Raw genomic sequence first — 21171 nt, 5'->3', positions numbered from 1 at the left:
GAGTGCTCCCAGACTTGTCAGAACAAACATGGAAGCCGCAAGCTTACGATCAGCAGTTATCCTTCGTTTCAGGTTATGGTAAAGGACTCATCGAATGGCTGGCTCCCAAGCCCGGCGAACATATACTTGACCTTGGATGTGGAACGGGCGACTTGGCGTATGAGATTTCAGCTTCCGGAGCACGCGTAACCGGAATGGATGCATCCCATGAGATGATCGAAAGTGCTGCAGCCAAATATCCCTCCCTAACGTTTATACCCGAAGATGGACAAAATTTCACAACGGCAACGCAGTATGATGCGGTCTTCTCTAACGCAGCCCTACACTGGATGCGGAATGCTGAAGGCGTCATACGCTCGGTGCACGCTGCCTTAAAGCCCGGCGGCCGATTGGTTGCTGAATTCGGTGGTAAAGGAAATGTAGAGGGTATCTACCACGCTATTCGATTGGTCCTCTTAGATTCGCATGGTATCGACGCTGCCACCCGGAATCCATGGTACTATCCCAGTATAGGCGAGTATGCATCGCTGCTCGAAGCGCACGGGTTTCGAGTGAGAATGGCCTATCATTTCGATCGTCCGACCCGGCTATCCGGAGGAGCGGACGGCATTCGAATTTGGCTGCTGCATTTTGGCGATCATTTCTTCGATGGATTTACTGAACAACAGAAAGAGGATGCCATCAATAGCATCAGCGATATCACCAAATCCACGCTCTGGAATGAGGACAGTTATTACGCTGATTATAAACGACTGCGGATCGTGGCGGAAAAGCTTTAGAAGTTTAGGTTGATTTTCTAAGTGAGTTGATTATAATGGTTAAAAACCGATATGTTCATTTTCTTTGAATGGGAGAGTAGCTGCAGACCTTAGTCCAAGCGAGCCGGAACAAGTGAGAACCGGTACAAGGTCGGCCGTGAAACGGACCCAGGAGATGGTCTTCCGAAATCCAGCGTAGGAAGCCCCGGCTCACACCGTTATCGTGTTAAGGTGGCTGAAACCAAAGTTTCAGCAACAAGAGTGGTACCGCGAGTTCAAGTCCTCGTCTCTTTATGAGATGGGGGCTTTTTTGTATTCTTTTTTGTAAATGAAACAGAGATTAAGGGAGGATTTACCGTGTTAAGTCAATTGATCATTCATCATCTAGAAAAAGCTGTGCATAGCGTGTGTATTTCTTATGACACGACTTTGCCTGCTTCCATTCCCGTGCGGATCGAGCAGCCCGCCAGTCTGGAACATGGCGACTATGCAACGAACATCGCCATGCAGTTAGCCAAAATCCTTCGCAAAGCCCCCCTTCAGATTGCAGAGCTCATCAAGGGGCAACTTGCGGAAGATGCTTCATTTGTCAGCTTGATATCCAGTATTGAGGTTGTCCCACCTGGATTTATTAATCTGCGCATCAACTGGAGCGTTTGGGCAACCCACACGTTCACACTTCCCTCTGCCCCAGGAAAAAAGGTAGTCATCGAGCATACCTCGATTAACCCGAACAAATCGGCCCATATCGGCCATTTGAGAAACTCCTGCATTGGGGATACGCTGGTCAGACTCATGAGAACGCTGGGTCACGAGGTTGAAGTCCATAATTACATCGATGATCTTGGTAATCAATTGGCGGATACGGTCGTTGGCTTGCTGCACACCCCCACTACCACGGAACATGGTCGCTTCGGGGATTACTGCTGGGATGTATATTCCAGTACGAACCGGGCGTACGTTCAAGATCCCGCGCTTGTGGCGCATCGGACAGAGGTTCTGCATGCGCTGGAAGAAGGTAATCAGAATCTGGCCTGGATCGGCTTGCTTGTAGCAGAAAGAATCGCTAAAGAGCACCTTGAGGAAATGAAGCAATTTGGCATTGATTACGATCTGTTGGTATGGGAGAGCAACATTGTGAGAGAGGGTTTCTGGGACTCCGCCTTTGAGTTGCTGAAGAAAACGTCCTTGTTCCAACTAGAAACCGAAGGTAAGCTTGCTGGCTGCTGGGTGCTTAAGCAAACCGAACAAGAAGAAACGGTGGAAGATACCGAGTCGGATCATAGCGCCGATAAAGTTCTTGTACGTTCCAACGGCATTCTCACCTATACGGCGAAAGACATCGCCTATCATTTATGGAAATATGGCGTGCTTGCGAATGATTTTGTATATAAACGATTCACGGATAATGTGTGGACGACCAGCACGAACGGGGAAGCCCGCAACTTCGGCCGTACCGACATGGTTATCAACGTCATTGATTACAGACAACAATATCCGCAGATGATGGTCAAGCAGGCGCTTCAGAGTCTAGGGTTTACCAAGGAAGCCGATAAGCTCCGGCATGTCAGTTACGGCGTCGTATCGCTAAGCCCGTCAGCAGCCGCTGATCTAGGCATCGATATTTCCGACGGTAAAGCCTCTTATGCCATGTCCGGCCGCCAAGGGATCGGCATCAAAATCACAGAGCTGCTCCAGCAAGTCGAGAACGTGATTGAACAGACCCGTTCCGATAAGAACGGTCTGTCCAGCCGCGAGATCGCAGCCGCCGCTATTCGCTACTACCTGCTGCGGTTTGCCCTGCAAACCGAGGTTGTGTTTGATCTGAAACAAGCTACCGAGATTTCCGGCAATACGGGGGTCTATCTCCTCTATTCATATGCAAGAGCACTCAGCGTTCTTAATAAAGCACAGGATGCAGGCACCCAGGCTGTCAGCATACCTGCAGCATTCCCTACGCTCGAGAATGCCGAGCATGCGCTCCTGCGCCATATCAGCACTTGGCAAGACACCTTGCATACGGCGGGACGTGAGCTCTCACCGAGCACGATCTGCAATTTCACGTACGAGTTGTGTTCATTGTTCAATAATTTCTATGCGGCATGTCCGATATTAAAAGCACAGCCTGAAGTGCTTCAGTTCCGTGTATGGCTCACTTCTTTATTCAAGAGAACGCTCGGCGAAGCTTTGAACGTTCTTGGTCTCCCAACTCCAAGCCGAATGTAATCATTCTCGGTGTAAATAAATCAGCCACCCCTCCTCATTCTTCACAAATAAGGAAAGGTGGCTGTTGTTCTTTTTATTGCAGTCCTCTGACAGACAACTTAACCTGAATGCCAGCAGCGATCGGCTCTTCCTGCAGCGTCCAATTGACGGCCAGCGCTTCCTTCAGACGAGCCAGTTGATCCCTCTGCAGGATTAAGCCTTCGATAATTCCCTCTCCCACCACAAAGTCGGATTCCGAACGGATCTGAAATGCCTCCTCCAGCCATATTTTCAGACCATTGCGGGTATTAAACGTGATCTGGTATCCTTCGCTTACGGCCTGCTCCAGATCTTCCCCATGCTCTTCCGCGTAGGTGAACAGGTCTTCATAGCGAAAATGACCGTTCTGTGCAACCTGGAATCTATCGATCTCTCCTGAACGAACAGCCTCCAAGAGCTCGGCGGAAGTAAGCCCTGATGCTTGGGCATGCTCCAATAAAATGGCGGTATTTTGCGAGATTTTAGTCAGTTGCATACGTGATGCCTCCTCAATATATAATAGGAACATATTTTTTTCTTCTATTATAATGTGAAATGATGTTGAAGTCAGAATTATTTACATCCTCGTGGACGCAAAAAAGACACCGTCAACAACGGTGTCTTTTTTGTTTACGTCCCAGAAGGGATTCGAACCCCTGACCGACGGCTTAGAAGGCCGTTGCTCTATCCAGCTGAGCTACTGGGACAAATATGTATAAAAATTAAAAACAGTAACGAAATATATTATACCGCATAGTGAGCGAAATTCAAAGAACTTTTTTTGTACTCATGATCGGTGTCGCAGAATAGCCAACATCGATCTGGGTAATATGTATATCATGAACGAAATTAAAGGAGCGTGAATCCAAATGAGGCAGTTTTTATCCTCTTTATCTTATTTCAGCATCTTTTTCGCGCCGTTCTTGTTACCCGTCATCGTGTGGATTCTCACTCCGGACGCCTATATCGCCAAGCATGCTCGTCGCGCTTTATTCTCCCATATCTTTCCCGTCATCGCGGCGATTCCTTTAATCTACATGGCCGTTACCTCCGGCTCATTCGGCTCCGTGATTGGCTATCTGATTCTGTTCGGGGTCATCTACTTCGGAGCCTTTGTGTATAACGTCATTCTCGGTATTCAAGTATTGCGGGAACCTGCATACTAGTCTAGTGTCCGGGCATTGACCACGTTTCGTCTACAATGCAGAAGAGATCTGCCGAAAGCAATCGGACAGATCTCTTTTTGTCTGTTGATTCTAGAAATATTGAGTTCCTTCGCTGAGTCGCTGGTTCAATTGCTCATATAACTGCCCTGTCGAGAGCAATTGCTGCTTAAAAGCGTCGCGCTCATCCTCGGCCGTCGAATATGCGTTACTCTCAAAAGCTTCGTCTGTGGCATCCACAAAAGCATCGTGCATGCTGTTATCGAACCAATCCACCTCCATGCTGGCGCTGCTCCGGACGACTTTGACAAGTTCATATCCGCCTAATGGCAACGAAGGTGTTAAATAGGCCAACACGGCATTCTCCCCTTCGGCAACAGGGTATACCTCAACCTCTGCGCAGGGAACGCCATTCATTTCGGTAATGCGTCTGATTTTTGCGTCTCGAATCGCGTACATCCATCATTCTCCTTCTTGGGATGCGCTGCATTTCATTTCGCACATCCTGATTGATATTGCATGCTTCCATTAGCTTAGGACAAGTTCGATAATAATCTCATGTCCTCCATTTGCCGTCTGGTTTCTGGCGTGCCAAGCTCATAGATCGTCCGATATACCTTGTCCACAGAAGACTGAAAGGATGCATTGGAGCTGATTTCTGGTGTATCCGGCCAAGGAAACATATACCCAGTCGCTTCCTCGTCCTTCTCCTGCATCATGTCAAGCTCAAGCCGAACCTGATCGGCCTCTTCCGGCGTCGCCTCGATCTCCCATTCGTAAGAACTTTGCCCCTGCTCATTCATCACCGAATGGCTTTGTACCGAGACGTAGTAAGTTGATTTCTCCATGGACGCTTCTCTCCTTTACTTTGAAATTCGCCCTCTTTCTTAGTTTTCGTAAAAGGACAGACATTTTATGCCTTCCTTCGGCATATATCTGTATCACTTTGGCGACGTAGGAGAAAAAAAGATGGGACAGCGTATGACAAAGACAAAGAGAGGATGAACCGTCATGTGCGGAATAACCGGTTTTATACAATGGAGCGGCGATTTGACGCAGGATTCGCAGTTGCTGGTAAAAATGACAGAAAGTTTAGCTCACCGCGGACCTGACGGATCCGGCACCTGGATTTCCAACCCGTGCGCATTCGGTCACCGAAGGCTCAGTGTAATTGACCCCGAGAATGGAGCTCAACCGATGATCCTTCATCAGGAAGAGGATGTATATGCCATTGTATATAACGGGGAATTATATAATGCTGCGGAACTTAAAGACGAATTAGTAAAAAGAGGCCATCGGTTTCAAACGAAATGCGACACCGAGGTATTGTTGGTCTCCTATATCGAATGGGGACCTGAGTGCCTGGAACGATTGAACGGCATATTTGCTTTCGCCATATGGGACAGCGTGCGCGAGCAGGTGTTTTTGGCACGAGATCGCGTGGGGGTAAAGCCACTGTTCTATAGTTACATCGACGGAACGCTCATTTTCGGCTCCGAGCCGAAAGCTCTGCTGCAGCATCCGAAGGTAGAGCCTGTCGTTGGTGCTGAGGGGCTTGCCGAAGTGTTTATCATTGGACCCGCGCGCACACCGGGACACGGGGTATACCGGGACATCTCCGAGCTTCGCCCAGGCATGTCCATGATCTTTAACCGCGAAGGCTTACGTAAATACACATATTGGAAGCTGGAAAGCAAGCCTCATGAGGATGATGTGAATGCGACAGCCAGCCATCTGCGAGAACTGCTGCAGGATACCGTCGAACGACAGCTCGTATCGGACGTACCCGTCTGCTCCTTGTTATCCGGAGGACTTGACTCCAGCGCCCTCTCTTCCCTTGCCGTTGAATACTACAAGCGGACGGGCCAAGGACAAGTGCATACGTATTCCGTGGATTATGTGGACAACAATAAGCATTTTCAATCACACTCGTTCCAGCCTGGAGCCGACGCGCCGTGGATCAAACGAATGCATGAGGAATTGGGAACAGCCCATCATTGGATCGAATTTGATACGCCGGAACTAGTAGAGGCGCTGGATGTCTCAACACAAAAGCGTGATTTACCTGGAATGGCCGATGTCGACGCCTCCCTGCTATTATTCTGTCATGAGATTAAAAAAGGAGCGACCGTCGCGATATCCGGAGAGGCTGCCGATGAAATCTTCGGCGGGTATCCGTGGTTCCATCGGGAGGAAATGCTGAACTCTGGTACATTCCCATGGTCGGTCGCCCCGGATATGCGGGCAGGCTTACTGTCCGCTGAAATTCGGGACTGGATCAAACCGCTGGAATATTTGGGCGACCGCTACGCCGACGCCGTGGCCGAGGTGCCGAAGTTGGATGGAGAAACCGGTCAACAGGCCAAGATGAGAGTCATGTCCTATCTCAACATCACCCGCTTCATGCCGACCCTGCTGGACCGCAAAGACCGGATGAGCATGGGGGTTGGATTAGAGGTCCGGGTCCCTTATACGGATCATCGCCTGATTGATTATGTATGGAATATACCATGGAACATCAAGACGACCGGCGACCGCGAAAAAGGAATCCTCCGCAAAGCGCTGGAAGGTGTGCTGCCGGATGATGTGCTGTACCGTAAAAAAAGCCCGTATCCCAAAACGCATAATCCGAACTACCTGGCGGCCGTCAAAGCACAAGTGCTGAGCATTCTGGATGATAAATCATCCCCGCTTCTGCCGTTAATCGATACAAAACGCATTCGCGAGCTTGCTTCTTCGCCAGACGCATCAACGAACCTGCCTTGGTTCGGTCAGTTAATGTCGGGACCTCAGCTGTTTGCTTACTTGGCACAAGTTCACTTCTGGCTCAAAGAATATAACGTAACGATTCGCTAAACGCGCAAAAAGAAGCCATACCGGGAATAGCCGGTATGGCTTCTAATTGGTTCAAGAAGAGGCGTGCAGCTTCGCTACGAGCTGTCTCAAGGCATCGCCTCGATGGCTGATCTGCTGCTTCTCTTCGAGTGTCAGCTCCGCCATTGTCTTCTCGTAGCTGGGCAGATAGAATAGTGGGTCATAACCGAACCCGCCGCATCCGGCTGGATCTGAGGTTATCCAGCCCTCCACCGTGCCTTCGGTTTCGAGTTTCTTGCCGGAAGCCGGATCGTATAACACCAGCGCACATATGAAACGTGCCGGGCTCAGCAGCGGCTGCTCGGTATCTTCACCGAGCCTTAGCTTCTCCAACTCGCTGAGCAGCTTGTCATTATTATCCTCATCCGCGCCGTGCTCGCCCGCATACCGGGCTGAATACACGCCGGGTTCACCGTCCAAGGCATCGACGCTCAGACCGGAATCGTCTGCTAGCACAGGCAATCCGAGAGCATCTCCAACCACTTTGGCTTTTTTATAAGCATTCTCGGCAAAGGTTACTCCATCCTCAACGACATCAGGCAGGTCGGGGTAATCGTACATGCTCTTCACCGTAGTACCCAACGCAGCAAAGGCATGCGCAAATTCCTTCACTTTCCCCTGATTGCGGGTAGCAACAATTAGTGTATCTCCTAGTGCGAGTGTCATATGTTAAACCCCGGAGTTGGCGTTAACCGAACCAATCTTGGCGGCAATCGGACCAAGGGCTTCCTGTTGGCGCTCGATGAGCTCCCGAATCCCTTTCTCCCCAAGCTCAAGAATTTGATCCAGCTCTTCGCGAGAGAACGGACTTTCTTCTCCGGTCCCCTGGACCTCAACAAATTTCCCGGTGCCTGTCATCACCAAATTCATATCAACTTTCGCTTTGGAATCCTCTTCATAATTCAGATCCAGCAGGCCCTGTCCGCCGGCAATACCGACACTTATCGATGCCAGATAATCTGTAATAGGGAATACAGGCAGTTTGTGCTGCTCTACAATTTTGTTAACGGCGATCGCCAACGCCACAAACGCCCCTGTGATCGAGGTTGTGCGCGTTCCGCCATCGGCTTGAATGACATCACAGTCCACCGTAATGGTTCGTTCGCCAAGTGCATGCAGATTGACAACAGACCTGAGCGCTCTACCAATGAGCCGCTGAATTTCCATCGTCCGGCCGCTTAATTTACCACGATTGGCCTCCCGTTGATTCCGGGATTGAGTTGCGCGAGGCAGCATTGAATATTCCGCCGTCACCCAGCCCTTACCTTGTCCTTTCAGAAATGGGGGGACTTTCTCGTCCACCGTCGCTGTAATCAGCACTTTGGTGTCTCCCATCTCGATGTACACGGAGCCTTCCGCATATTTATTCACATGGGTCGATAAATTCATCGGGCGTAGCTCATCGCTCTTCCGTCCGTTAGATCTCATGTTTTCTGCCTCCTACTTCTTATCGCAAATCCTGATTAGCATTCCCTATTCTACCAAAGTGTAGGCACAAAATCACCTTTTGAACAAAACGATTGAAGTTTACCCATCATTAGATCGAAATTTCGTTAATAATCTCCGGACGGCTGACCGGTTCGCTATAATTACGGCTGTCGCTGCCCATAACTTCCGCTAAATCGTTCATGCGAATTTTCACTTTCGCGTCGTTCGCATTTTCCGATACCGTCAATACGACAGCCTGCAGCAGTTCCAGCGGAATCTGATCGCCTTGCTGGAACATACTGTCTTGGAGCGATACCGTTACGGCTCCATCCTCGTCCGTTTCAATGGATGTGACGACCGTATCATCCGGAATGACTTCAACAAGCCCGTCACCATATTGAGGCCCGCGAATCAGTTCATTCAGGGCTGCTTGCACGGCTTCTTGACCTGTCGGAACAAGTCTTGTTACTGGCACATAATACTGGATTCCACCTGTCGTCATTGCCGAGAAATAGACTGTGACCGGTGAAGAGGCAGTATATACAGCATCGTCAGCCTTCTGCAAGTTAATGCCCATTGCCCGCGTGAGCGATCTGTCAAGCGGCGTATGATTCACCGGCATCTCGTTCAATTTGGCGCCATCCACCCACACTTGTACCTGTTCAACTCCGTCATGGCCGGTTAGGGTCCAAGTTAAGGCTTCCAGTATTTTGCGCTCATCAGCCGCTTGGTACTGTGTAAACGATGTATTAAATTCAACAACCGCCAGCTTGTTCTCTGCATCCAGCGTAACATCATTGATCTGTGTGCCGGCAGGCAGCACGCCTTTAAATCCTTGCGGTACATAGCCGGCATATCGACCGCCATCCACCAGTACCTCGAGCGATTCCTTCAGTCCATTCGCTCCATCCACTTTCGGAATGCCCAGCGTGACGGGTGCCAGCATGCCTTTGGCGTCCGTCAGGAATACCGTTGCTTGTGCACCGATATCACCTTGCACGGCCGTTGAACCTGCTGTGTTCAACATTTGTTTCTCCACTTGCGCAGGCGGCGGGTCAATCGCCTCCGATTGCTTTCCTCCGAACGCTCCGCAGCCGGACACAATAATCGGAACAGCAAGCAGCCCGGCAACCGAAAGCCTGCGAAGATTACGTTGATTACGATTCATGTATTGTTCCTCCCTAACATTTTTTATTACAGGTTGTACTACTATGTATACGAGCCCCATACAAAAAAATAACCCCGACTTTGCCGTTTCTGGACAAAGGGGGCGCGAAAAAAGTACAATCTTCGTATGCAGCATTATTAACCTACAGAAAATGAGGTGAGTTCCATCATGGCAGCCATGGATTCAAGCAACCCTTACAGTCTGAACAGCAAACAAGTAGCGGACGCCACCCGCCGGCTTCTACATGAACGCGGCATTACACTCGAGGAGATTGCGGAACTGGTGATGATCCTGCAGAAGAAATATTATCCGAGCCTAACGATGGAAGAATGCATCCATAACGTGGACGCGGTACTCAGCAAGCGAGAAGTGCAGAATGCGGTGTTGACCGGCATCCAATTGGACATACTCGCAGAGCAGGGCAAACTCGATCCACCGCTTCAAGAGATGCTTGCCAACGACGAAGGATTATATGGCGTGGACGAAGTGTTGGCTTTTTCCATTGTCAATGTGTACGGAAGCATCGGCTTCACCAACTATGGTTATATCGATAAGCTCAAGCCGGGTGTGCTCGAGCGATTAAACGATAAAAACAGCGGCAAGGTGCATACCTTCCTGGACGATATCGTCGGAGCCGTCGCAGCTGCAGCCAGCAGTCGTATCGCCCATCGTAAGCAGGCGGAACGAGAGATTGAATTATACGGCTCAACCGAAGAGCTGCCCAAAGAATAGCCTACCACGATAGGGAGACTCGTCGTTTCACGAGTGCTCCCTTTTTCGTAGAGTCATAGGCCATGAAATACTCGAAACCCCCGATTACAACAAACCCAGACAAGTTCCTTCTATAAATGTAAGTCTGGTCCTGTTCTATGAAAAAAAGGGCTTAAAAATAGTAATTGCACCCGTAGAACAATCTAGTCATTCTACGATCTTGCATCATATCCTATCTTGAAGAACCTTCCAAGTAGAGCACCTATGGAAAACCCCGCCATACTTATGGCGGGGTTCTTTGTGTCTATATCGTATGGCTTCATCTGCAGACGCTAGCATGGACGGGTGCAACCTTCCAAATGTCCGTCGCATAACGCCGAATCGTATTATCACTGGAGAAATGCCCCGAACATGCGATATTCACAATCGACTTCTCCGTCCAGGATCGCCGATTGGAATACGCCTCATCAATCTTCCGCTGGGTCGCTGCATAGCTGGCGAAGTCCTTCAGAACGAAGAATTCATCATTATAATCCAAGAGCGACTGCAAAATCTGGCCAAACTCTTGCTCATGACAGCAGAATGGACCTGGGGACCGAAGCTGATTCAGTACACGCTTAATCCGTGAATCCTGCTCATACAGCTCACGGGAAATATATTCGCCCGTTCGGTAGTACCTTATTACATCTTCAGATCGAAGCCCGAATAGAAACATATTCTCGTTGCCTAACCATTCGTACATCTCGACGTTGGCGCCGTCCAGCGTACCGATCGTTAAAGCCCCGTTCATCATAAACTTCATGTTGCCCGTACCCGAGGCCTCCTTGCCTGCCGTTGATATCTGTTCGCTGACATCAGCGGCCGGGATAATCTTCTCCGCTAGGGATACCGAATAGTTCTCCAAGAAGACCACTCTCAGTTTATCCCGCACCTGCGGGTCTTGATTCACGACCTCTGCAACCACATTGATCAGCTTGATGATACTTTTGGCCAAGTAGTATCCAGGCGCTGCTTTGGCTCCAAAGATGACGGTTCTCGGTATAAACTCCGACTCCGGGTTATCTTTGATCTCATGGTATACATCGATGACGCGAAGAATGTTCAACAGCTGCCGCTTATACCCATGCAGCCGTTTCACATGGACATCAAAGATAGAATCCGGGTTCACGGGAATCCCCTGTTTCTGCTTAATATAATCAGCTAGCCGCACTTTGTTATTTCGTTTGATCTGTTCCACCTGTTCTTGGAACGAACGGTCATGTTTATATGAAAGTAACTCATGTAGCCGCTCCGGCTCATTCATCCAGGTGGTGCCAATGGTCTCGATGATAAGACGAGACAGTTCGGGATTACTGTGCATAAGCCAGCGGCGATGGGTAATGCCGTTGGTTTTATTGCTGAATCGTTCAGGATATAACTCATAATGCGGCTTCATGACCTGGGTCTGCAGCAGTTCGGTATGCAGCGCCGCAACTCCATTGACATGGTAGCTGCCCACGATCGCCAGATTGGCCATCCGGATCTGATCACTCTCGATGATCGCCAATTCCGAAATACGTTCAACATCATTCGGATAACGTTTCAATAACATGCCACAGAAGCGTTTGTTAATCTCCTCGATGATCATGTAGATCCGCGGCAACAGCTCCCGCACCATACCGACCGGCCATTTCTCCAACGCCTCGCTCAGCAAAGTATGGTTCGTATAGGAGACCGTACGGTTAGTAATATCCCACGCTTCATCCCAACCGAAACTATGGTCATCAATCAGGATACGCATCAATTCCGGAATGACCAGCGTTGGATGGGTGTCATTGATATGCAGGGCTACATGCTCCGGCAGTAACTTGAAAGATATGCCTAACTTGGCATAGGTTCGGAGAATGCTCTGCAGTCCCGCCGAGCAGAGAAAATACTGCTGCTTCAGTCGCAGCAACTTCCCTTCATACGCCGAATCATCGGGATACAGAAATTCCGAGATCGACTCTACCGAGCGGTTGTATTCCAGGAACGGCTGGTAACCTCCTTGCTGATGCGGGGCGCGGATCCTGGATAAATCTCCGAGTGATTCGGCGCTCCATAATCGAAGGGTGTTGACTTGCCCTTCACCGAATCCAATGACGGGAAGATCATAAGGTACCGCAAGAATTCGTTCTGCGTTGATCGTATCAAATACGGTTCGCCCGTCCCGTTGTCCTATCTCAACATCTCCCCAGAAGCTGACCTCCACAGCCTTATCAGCTCGTCGTTCCTCCCAGACGTTGCCCTTCTGGAGCCAGTTATCCGGTAATTCAACCTGGTATCCGTCGATGATTTTCTGCTCGAACAGTCCGTATTTATAGCGGATTCCACATCCGTGTCCGGCATAACCCAGCGATGCGAGAGAATCGAGGAAACAGGCCGCCAGACGCCCGAGTCCTCCATTGCCAAGACCCGCATCCGGTTCCTGCTCTTCAATCGCCTCCATGGACCAGCCTAGCTCCTGCAGTCCGGTACTTACCGTATCCAACACGCCTAGATTAAGCAAATTATTGCCCATCAAGCGACCAACCAGAAATTCAAGCGAGAAATAGTAAACTTGCTTCTCTCCACGCTCGCGATACGTTCGATTAGTCGAGGCCCACTCCTTGCCCACGTATTCCCTAATCATGCCACCGAGGATTTTATACACATCTCCTTCTGTGGCTTCCTCTAGCCCTTTGCCTAACCGACTCACCAATTGTTCTGTAAAAATCTGCTTGAATGTATCCTTGTTGTTGAACAATAGCATGTTCCTCCTGACAAACGTTATCATGCAGTCCGGCGCTATTAAATCGAGATATCCTTGGCGATAACGAACGGTTTGCGAAAATCGCCCTGGAGTTTATGATCGCGGGAGATGATCACGTCTTTATCGAGAATGACGTTCTCCAGCCTCACGTTCTCACCAATTACGCATTTTTGCATAATAATCGAATTATGAATGCTTGCCCCCCGCTTCACTTGAACGCCGCGAAACAGAATGCTGTTCTTCACTTCACCGTCAATATGGCATCCGTTGGCTACCAGCGCATTGCAGACATCCGCCGAATTCAGATATTTGGCCGGCACCTCGTACTTGATCTTCGTATGAACCGTCTGATTACGGAATAAGCTGTTGTATGTTTGTGGATTCAGCAGATTCATACTGGTACGATAATAGCTTTCAACGGAGTTGATCACGGCATGATATCCTTGGTACTCGTACCCCGCGATGTTGAGCTTATGACGATTCTGCATGATCCCGTCCCGGAAGAAATGGCTTCCGCCATGCGCAATGCAATGATCGGCCATTTCGAGGAACAATGACTTCTCCATCACGAACAGTTCCATATAGATACCGCCATGGTTCTGCTCATAATGGATATCTGTCACCATGCCGTCTTCATTCACATCCAATCGGGTGCAGGAACGATGCTCATCCTTTAAGGGGGTGATTTTTGTGTATACAAGCGTAACGTCCGCGCCCTGCTCCAGATGATAATCATAGACTTCCTTGAGATCCACCGTACTGATGTGTTGACTGCCGGAGTAGACGACATAGCGGGCAGGGCCGCGTTCAAAAAAGTCCAGATTATTATAAATATGCCGGAGCTCGCCAGAGGACACATCCGTATCATCATTCCAGTCGGGCGGGAGGATGAAGAGTCCTCCTCGTTTGCGATGCATATCCCAGGGCCGACCTTCTCCCAGATGATCCATCAGCGATCGGTATTTCCTGCGTACAAAGAGTGCAATATCCTGAATGCCGGCATGCATCATGTTGGACATGACAAAATCAATCAGCCGATAGCGCCCGGCAAAGGGCACGGCGGCTCCACATCGGAAATACGTCAATTCATTCAGCACATCGCGCTCATGTTCCAAGTTAATAATGCCCATTAGATCCCTCATCGCAGCCTCCCGTCCTAACCCTGATTTATAGAAGCGGAGGATGATTGCAGTAAATTCAGCATCTCCTCCTCCTTGCCACTGACAAGCTCGATTTCGGATTCATGCTCCTTCGGATTACCGATATGCGTACCGTCCGGGATCACCATGTCCTCCGTCACGATCGCACGATGGATGCGGACATTTCTACCGATTCTTACCTTAGGCATAATGACGGAATCCGTAATCACGCTTCCTTCACCAACCTCGACGCCATAGAATAGAACGGAATGCGCCACCTCGCCATACACGGAGCACCCCTCATTAATCATGCTGTTTCTGATAACCCCTGTCGGTGAAATATATTGTGCCGGTTGATTGGGGTTACGGGTATAGATCCGCCAATGCGGGTCGTTCAGATCCAGCTTCGGCTGTTCGCTCAGCAAATCCATGTTCGCTTCCCACAGGCTCTGAATCGTGCCGACGTCCTTCCAGTATCCGTCAAACGGATATGCGTATAACGTCTTATTCTCCTCCAGCATGCGAGGAAGAATGTCCTTACCGAAATCGTGGCTCGTATCGGGCTGCTCCGCATTATGCAGCAGATAAGAACGAAGTTGCTTCCAGCGAAAGAGGTAGACCCCCATCGATGCCGTTGTGCTCTTGGGATGGGACGGTTTTTCCTCGAATTCATGGATTCGGTACGCCTCATCGGTGTTCACCATCCCGAACCTTGTCGCTTCTTCCAATGACACCTCGATAACCGATATCGTGCAATCGGCATTTTTCTCTTTATGATAGGCGAGCATCCGATCGTAATCCATCTTGTAAATATGGTCGCCTGACAAAATTAACACATGCTCCGGATCGTACTGGTCGATGAATTTCAGATTACGAAATATCGCATCGGCCGTTCCCCTATACCAGGTTGTGCCGTCCTCCCGTTCATGCGGAGGTAGCACAAACACGCCCCCGTTCAGGCGATCCATATCCCAATCACTGCCTACGCCGATATACGAATGCAGCACGAGCGGCTCGTATTGCGTCAGCACGCCAACGGTATCCATGCCGGAATGAGAGCAATTGCTAAGGGGAAAATCAATAATCCGATATGTTCCCCCGAAATAAACGGCTGGCTTGGCGAGCGTCTTCGTCAAGCCCTTCAATCGTTTGCCTTGTCCTCCTGCGAGCAACATCGCCACTACTTCTTTTTTCATCATGACAGCCTCTCCTCATATCGTATGTTTGGGACTGCATACTACATGAATTACGTACTGCACAAAAAGGAATGTGAAATGATTCTGTTGAAAACTGCCCAAGAAGTCTTGTGTGAGGAACATACTCGTTGCTGCCGGTACGCGTCATTCGAATGTACGGAGTGAATCGGAATGGGTATTACATGCGTCGCTCTCTTACTTATAAACAAAAAACCGTCCTTTCTACGCATGGTCATGGGGAGCGTAAAGCAGACGGTTGCTAACTGATTCAATTATATCAGGAAACGGGTGATTGACGTACAGAAAAATAGAGCGTGGCGTTGTCATTCTCACCTAGTTCCGCCAAGCCGCGATCTACGAGTTCGACCAGATGCGCAAGCGCCTCGCACATCGCGAAGCGTAGCTGATGAATGCCCAGTTTATCACCGAAGAGGGCAAGGCAGACTTCGAAAGCATTGAGTCCGCCGGTCAATTGCAGCATGCCTGCGATATCGTGCAAGCGCTCCTCGTGATGCAGAAGCAGGGCGTCGATCCGATCCCGGAAATGCGTGAACGGATGGCGATGGCCGGGATAAGCCACTCGAACATCGAGCTCACGCAGGCGACTTAGTCCTGCCAAGAATAAGGCTAGCGGGTCAGAATCGCTGCCGGGGAGCAGGCTGACGTTGGGTGAGATTTGCGGTAATACGGCATCGCCGCATAGAAGAACACCGCTGTCTGCATGATAGAAGGATAAATGGCCGGGCGCATGGCCCGCCGTCTGAACCGGCAGCCAGATCCGATTGCCCATCCGAAACGGCAAATCATCATGTATGATCGATATGGCCGGTTGCGGCGTGACTTGTGGAAAGAAGCTATTCAGATGCTCGCTCAAGCGCTGCAGCCAAACCTCTGGCATGCCATGCCGGCGGAAGAGATCCGGCAGGTCTGCGTCCATGGAAGAGGACTCTCCCCACATGAGTTCCGCTTCCTGATGGGCACGCGCCGACATCCAAACCTGGCAGCCCGAGCGCTCCTGGAACCAACCGGCCAGTCCATAATGATCCGGATGATGGTGCGTTAGCACGATGGATGCTATATCGTCAAAGCGGATGGCTAGCTTCTCCAATGCGTTCATCCATTCCTGCTCGGATGAATCCGTCCGAGGACCGGGATCGATAATGGTAACGCCGTCTTCGCCGCGCAATATATAGCTGTTGACCCAGCGTAACGGATTCGCCAGCGTAATCTTCACCTGGGGCAACTGATGCTCTTTTATATCATCGATAGCCGGAGTATGCTCCTGCCCTTGATCCTTGTTCATATGATGAAACCTCCATCTCTGATGTGACTGTCTCCATCATAAGCTGGAAAGCTTACTATGTATAGCTTCACGGTTCGTTAATGAATCGTTGATTTGAATTGGGAAGGAGTGATGCCGGTCCATTTCTTGAACGTTGAACTAAAGTGCCGCTCCTCCTGATATCCCACCAGACGAGCGACCGCATAGATCTTCAGATCCTGACGCAGTAGTTCCTTGGACTTCTCGATCCGGTATTGGTGTAGATAATCCAGAAAATTAACACCGAGCTCCTGCTTGAACAAAGAGCTCAAATAGGTGTTGGATATATAAGCCTCCCTAGCTACGGCCTCCAGAGTAAGGTTGGTATTGTACCTCTCCTTGATGAGCTCCAGCACAGATTGCACGGTCCGATGCAGTGTCCGGTTAGATGAACATGCTTCGACAAGATGCTGCATCATCTTCTTGACGATGGTCGCCAGTTCTTCCAATGTCTCCACCTGCGGAAGCTGCTCCATCGAATTCACTAACTCGTTCTTCCACTCAAACGCACCGATGCGATGCTCCTTCGCGATCTCCTGAATACGGATCAAGAACGTGGTTGCCCTGAGGTTGACCTCCTGCTTGCTATAATGGAATTGTGATTTGAACAATGACAGCCAGATCTCCAATTCGTCCAGCGCGTGTTCGAAATGACCATGCCTTAGATGCTCCAGCATCTTCTGCTCACTCTGTTCAAAGCCTTCGTTATCCAGTATCGACGTATCATTGCTGCTGGATAGCGTTGCATTCTCCTTCTGGCCCTGCTCCGAATAGAAGAATACGCCCCCTTTTCCCTGAAAAAAACGCGATTCCATCGCCTGCACCGATTCCTGATACGATTCGTTCACCTGATCAATCAACGGCTTCCACGAACCGAGCGCGATGCTGACCGTCATCTTGAGATACTTCTCCAGATTCCGCTGCAATAAACGGATATGCGGCTCCAACTTGATCTGACGCGGAGCCGATAACATCGCTTTACCAGACGGAACTGCCTTTACATGCCCCGGCAGACTCGCTACCCACAGCAAGTCACTCCCGTCCTGAAATACTTCGATTCGACCTGCGTATACATGATCGAGCGTTTCCTTCACAATATTAGTGGCCGCATATCGCAGTAGAACCACATCTCGCTCCACAAGCGGAATTCTTGACGTGTCCACACGAACTAAACCGACCTGTGCCCCGACATCATGAATATCCATGGATAATTCTCGTATGACCTGTCCCCGCTCCTCCAGCGGTACAGCAGAGTATTTAACCCATTGCAGAAGGACCTGATTCTTCATGAGTGGAATGTTGCGATTCCACGACAGATCACGCGCTTTCCGCCTGGATTCACTAGCTTCCTGCGTCTCAGCTGCTTGCTTGGCTTCAAGCACGGTGCGTAGAATCTCCTCCGGCCGGCACGGCTTCAATATGAAATCGGCAGCTCCGAGTCGTATGGCTTGCTTGGCGTAGCTGAACTCGTTATACCCGCTAAGAATAATCGAGCGGAAGGTTAGCCCCTTGGACTTCGCCTGTTCAATCAACTCCAGTCCATCCATGTAAGGCATCCGTATATCTGTCAATAGAATATCGGGACGACAGCTCTCCATAAGTGCGAGCGCTTCACTGCCATTTCCGGCTTCCCCGCATATTTCGATGCCATGGGATTCCCAATCGATCAGGTGGACCATTCCCTCTCTGACAGCCGTCTCATCCTCTGCAATCAATAATTTCATCTTTATTCAATCCTTCTTTCTGTCCAGGTGTATAACCGCACAAGTACCCTTACCTTCCTTGCTGTCCAATTCCAGATAAGCCTCCCCTTGAAACAGCCGCAACCGATCCTGAATGTTGAGCAGGGCGAATCCGGAACGCCGCTCCGTATCGCTAACTTCAAGCTGCGGTTCTCTACTCGCTGCAGCCTTTCGGTTAACCGCTGCAGCTGCGATTCCGACATCCCAATGCCGTTATCGAGTACTTCCAGGATCACGCTGCCGTCCCTGGCATACGCCTTATCGTGATGAACCCGTTCCCATCGAGCGGTTCTATGCCGTGTATGATTGCGTTCTCCGCCAGAGGCTGTACAATAAGCTTGGGAATCATCGCTGATCGAACTTCTTCGTCGATCTCGATGGAGAAGTCGAACCGGTTCATAAAGCGACTCTTTTGCAAGAACAAATAATTACGTACGAGCTCCATTTCCCGTTCAATCGAGAAGAAGTCCTTGCCGTCATTCAAGCTCAACCGGAATACCTGGGCCAGGGAATAGACCATATCGGCGATATCCTTCTCTCCCTTCTTCTCGGCCGACCAACTGATCGTATTTAGCGTGTTATATAAAAAGTGCGGCGAAATCTGTGCCTGCAGCGTCTTGAGCTCGGCTTCCTTCTGCTTAAGCTGCGTTGCATAAACATCGTCTATCAAAGCTTTGACTCTTCTGACCATGGCATTATATCCCGCTCCGAGCTCTCCTATCTCATCCTGCCCGGTAAAATGGACGCGCTGCGTAAAGTCCCCAGTCTGAAGCTTGCGCATCGAGCGGGACAGCTTCATCAGCGGTTTCGTAATCATATTCGATAACAGCCAAGTTATACAAAGACTGATCAGAAAGCAGAGAACCGCCACCCAGGCGGTTAATTGCCCGATTCGCCCGAGCTCGCTCACCAGCTTCTCTCTCGTGCTCACAACGACCACATGCCAGCCTGTACTCGGTGAGACGACCTGCGTAATAATCCAATTCGGCGACTCTTTCCACAGCTTCAAACGATCATCGGTCGACATAAGCGCAGGCTCCGCTTCCATGGTGTTGTACGGCAGCTCAACATCATATTTGCCAATCCAGCTCTGGTTCGTCGCCGTAATAATAAGCCCGTCCTGACTAATGACATACATCTCGGTCTGTGACGAAGACTGGCCTTGACCCAGATATAATCTGCCAATACGTGCAGCATCTACGCCAATCATGATCAGTCCTGCCGGCTTCAAATTATAGATATTGCCGATGACGCGGGATAGCACGATCTTATGGTAATGGTCTCCGACAAAGATACCGTCCGTAGGCCTAACCAAGCCATACACGGGACTCCCCTTCGCCTCAAGCGCTGCTTGATAGTAAGGGCCCTCCATAAAGTGAGACAAGGTCATGGCGCTCGTTATGCCGGCTTGATTCGTTGCAAACGGTTCCAAGTGCTCATAGCCCGGCTTAAGCGTATATAGGATCATGGATTGTATCGAATCGCTGGCCACCATCATGTTGGATATGGTCTTGAACGCCTTCTGCCGCTCTGCCGGCTGGTAATCCGATTCCAGTAAACGCTGAATCTCATCGTCCAAAAACAAGTTATTCGAGAAGAACAGCATTTCCCTCGCTACGCTATCGATCTGGTCCGCTGTTTTTTGGGTTAGCTGATTCTGCGTCTGGGTCATCTTGTCCATGACTTCGTTCGAGGCGATCCCATATGCAATCCAACCCATAGCCACGATCGTCGCCATCAGCAACGGAACGAACCAGAATAGGAGCTTAAAGCGAATCGGCATGCCGGTATACCACTGCTTAAATTGCGGGGTTAGCATCCTGGAGTCATCACCTGTTTTCAATAGAGATAAGTGAAATATTGGAATTAATGTTATTATAGCGGATTGCTTCCGGAAAAGGTGACGTCGCCATGCAACAACTGAAAAATGAATACATCCATCTGAAATTTTCGGCATGTTGCAACTATCCCTTTGCCCGGTATGATGAATCATGCAAGCTGAAAATATGAATAAAGGTGGGTAATCAACATGAAATCTATGAGATTATGGATGCTGACCGTGATCATGGCGCTCGTTCTGGCCGGCTGCGGCGGTTCCGGCGGGACGACCTCGTCTGACAATGGAACAACGCCTCAACCAACGAGCCCGGATACGAATCAGGATAGCAAAACCGCTGATCCTGTTACGCTGAAGATGTTTACCGCTTATGCCGATCGTGCGAACGGCCCCGGTAAGATTGAGCAAGAGATCGTCGATGCGTACATGCAGGACAATCCGAATGTTAAGATTGAGGTTGAGGCCCTACAGGATGAGCCTTATAAAGCCAAAATCAAGGTATATGCGTCTACTAACCAATTACCTGATATCATCCAGGCTTGGGGACAGCCATCATTCCTCTCCCCCCTCCTTGACAACGACATGCTCCTGGAACTGAATCCCGATGATTTTAGCGGCAGCGAATTCGTTCCAGGCTCCGTTGACGGCTTCAGTAAAGACGGCAAGCAGTACGGTTTGCCGCGGAATACGGATTATGCTGTGCTGTATTACAACCAGAAGATCTTTGACGATAATGGCCTGAAGGTTCCGACGACGGTGACCGAACTTCTCGACGTCGTAAAACAGCTGCGAGCCAAGAACATCAACTGTAGCGATTAAC

The 21171-nt window shown here is 50.0% G+C and carries 18 protein-coding genes, 1 tRNA gene and 1 other annotated feature; of the genes, 6 read left to right on the top strand and 13 right to left on the bottom strand.

Annotated elements, in window-relative coordinates; translation table 11 throughout:
• Positions 1–14: 14 nt before the first annotated feature.
• Entirely contained in the window at positions 15–779 is a 765-nt protein-coding gene (locus JCM10914_RS16240) for a trans-aconitate 2-methyltransferase (RefSeq protein WP_023962916.1), read from the top strand.
• A 55-nt stretch (positions 780–834) separates the two neighbouring features.
• Positions 835–1052, top strand: a binding site (T-box leader).
• Between the two features lie 63 nt (positions 1053–1115).
• Positions 1116–2984, top strand: coding sequence for an arginine--tRNA ligase (locus JCM10914_RS16235; RefSeq protein ID WP_023962914.1), 1869 nt, complete (start codon positions 1116–1118; stop codon positions 2982–2984).
• Positions 2985–3057: 73 nt separating this feature from the next.
• Here the strand turns inward: JCM10914_RS16235 and JCM10914_RS16230 are convergent, their stop codons facing one another.
• Both JCM10914_RS16230 and JCM10914_RS16225 read right to left on the bottom strand, forming a co-directional pair.
• Positions 3058–3498 (bottom strand): hypothetical protein, encoded by a 441-nt coding sequence (locus JCM10914_RS16230; RefSeq protein ID WP_023962912.1) that lies wholly within the window; start codon positions 3496–3498, stop codon positions 3058–3060.
• Positions 3499–3635: 137 nt separating this feature from the next.
• Positions 3636–3709, bottom strand: a tRNA-Arg gene (locus JCM10914_RS16225).
• A gap of 162 nt (positions 3710–3871) precedes the next feature.
• On the opposite strand from JCM10914_RS16225, the gene JCM10914_RS16220 reads away from it, so the two are divergent.
• On the top strand, positions 3872–4168 hold the full coding sequence (locus tag JCM10914_RS16220; protein ID WP_023962910.1) for a DUF4870 domain-containing protein: 297 nt from the start codon (positions 3872–3874) through the stop codon (positions 4166–4168).
• 90 nt (positions 4169–4258) lie between these two features.
• Here JCM10914_RS16220 and JCM10914_RS16215 read toward each other — a convergent pair whose 3' ends face one another.
• Entirely contained in the window at positions 4259–4624 is a 366-nt protein-coding gene (locus JCM10914_RS16215) for a hypothetical protein (protein ID WP_023962908.1), read from the bottom strand.
• A gap of 74 nt (positions 4625–4698) precedes the next feature.
• The gene (locus tag JCM10914_RS16210; protein WP_023962907.1) at positions 4699–5013 is read right to left on the bottom strand and encodes a hypothetical protein; all 315 of its coding nucleotides are present in this window, start codon (positions 5011–5013) and stop codon (positions 4699–4701) included.
• 163 nt (positions 5014–5176) lie between these two features.
• On the opposite strand from JCM10914_RS16210, the gene asnB reads away from it, so the two are divergent.
• Entirely contained in the window at positions 5177–7021 is a 1845-nt protein-coding gene (gene asnB / locus JCM10914_RS16205; RefSeq protein ID WP_023962905.1) for an asparagine synthase (glutamine-hydrolyzing), read from the top strand.
• A gap of 51 nt (positions 7022–7072) precedes the next feature.
• Here the strand turns inward: asnB and JCM10914_RS16200 are convergent, their stop codons facing one another.
• From JCM10914_RS16200 to JCM10914_RS16190, 3 genes are all read right to left on the bottom strand, one after another.
• The gene (locus tag JCM10914_RS16200; protein WP_023962903.1) at positions 7073–7705 is read right to left on the bottom strand and encodes an XTP/dITP diphosphatase; all 633 of its coding nucleotides are present in this window, start codon (positions 7703–7705) and stop codon (positions 7073–7075) included.
• 3 nt (positions 7706–7708) lie between these two features.
• Entirely contained in the window at positions 7709–8467 is a 759-nt protein-coding gene (gene rph, locus JCM10914_RS16195; protein WP_023962901.1) for a ribonuclease PH, read from the bottom strand.
• A 109-nt stretch (positions 8468–8576) separates the two neighbouring features.
• Entirely contained in the window at positions 8577–9635 is a 1059-nt protein-coding gene (locus JCM10914_RS16190; RefSeq protein ID WP_023962899.1) for a GerMN domain-containing protein, read from the bottom strand.
• Between the two features lie 168 nt (positions 9636–9803).
• On the opposite strand from JCM10914_RS16190, the gene JCM10914_RS16185 reads away from it, so the two are divergent.
• Entirely contained in the window at positions 9804–10367 is a 564-nt protein-coding gene (locus JCM10914_RS16185) for a phosphatidylglycerophosphatase A (protein ID WP_023962897.1), read from the top strand.
• A 298-nt stretch (positions 10368–10665) separates the two neighbouring features.
• On the opposite strand, the gene JCM10914_RS16180 is transcribed toward JCM10914_RS16185, so the two are convergent.
• From JCM10914_RS16180 to JCM10914_RS16155, 6 genes are all read right to left on the bottom strand, one after another.
• Entirely contained in the window at positions 10666–13110 is a 2445-nt protein-coding gene (locus JCM10914_RS16180; protein ID WP_036718582.1) for a glycogen/starch/alpha-glucan phosphorylase, read from the bottom strand.
• Positions 13111–13154: 44 nt separating this feature from the next.
• Entirely contained in the window at positions 13155–14258 is a 1104-nt protein-coding gene (gene glgD, locus JCM10914_RS16175) for a glucose-1-phosphate adenylyltransferase subunit GlgD (RefSeq protein WP_023962893.1), read from the bottom strand.
• A 14-nt stretch (positions 14259–14272) separates the two neighbouring features.
• Positions 14273–15454 (bottom strand): glucose-1-phosphate adenylyltransferase, encoded by a 1182-nt coding sequence (locus tag JCM10914_RS16170; protein ID WP_023962891.1) that lies wholly within the window; start codon positions 15452–15454, stop codon positions 14273–14275.
• Positions 15455–15728: 274 nt separating this feature from the next.
• On the bottom strand, positions 15729–16754 hold the full coding sequence (locus tag JCM10914_RS16165; protein ID WP_023962886.1) for an MBL fold metallo-hydrolase: 1026 nt from the start codon (positions 16752–16754) through the stop codon (positions 15729–15731).
• 77 nt (positions 16755–16831) lie between these two features.
• Positions 16832–18496, bottom strand: a complete 1665-nt coding sequence (locus tag JCM10914_RS16160; RefSeq protein WP_023962884.1) for a response regulator — start codon at positions 18494–18496, stop codon at positions 16832–16834.
• A gap of 250 nt (positions 18497–18746) precedes the next feature.
• Positions 18747–20333 carry a sensor histidine kinase gene (locus JCM10914_RS16155; protein WP_023962882.1) on the bottom strand — a complete coding sequence of 529 codons (1587 nt, stop codon included), beginning with the start codon at positions 20331–20333 and terminating at the stop codon, positions 18747–18749.
• Positions 20334–20543: 210 nt separating this feature from the next.
• Here JCM10914_RS16155 and JCM10914_RS31425 point away from each other — a divergent pair, with 210 nt between their 5' ends.
• Positions 20544–21170, top strand: coding sequence for an ABC transporter substrate-binding protein (locus tag JCM10914_RS31425; RefSeq protein ID WP_023962880.1), 627 nt, complete (start codon positions 20544–20546; stop codon positions 21168–21170).
• Position 21171: the final 1 nt, after the last annotated feature.

Source organism: Paenibacillus sp. JCM 10914 (assembly GCF_001315105.1).
Classification (GTDB): Bacteria; Bacillota; Bacilli; order Paenibacillales; family Paenibacillaceae; genus Paenibacillus_AQ.
The sequence above is the reverse complement of the archived record's forward strand: the minus strand, read 5'-3'. Positions and strand labels throughout refer to the sequence as shown.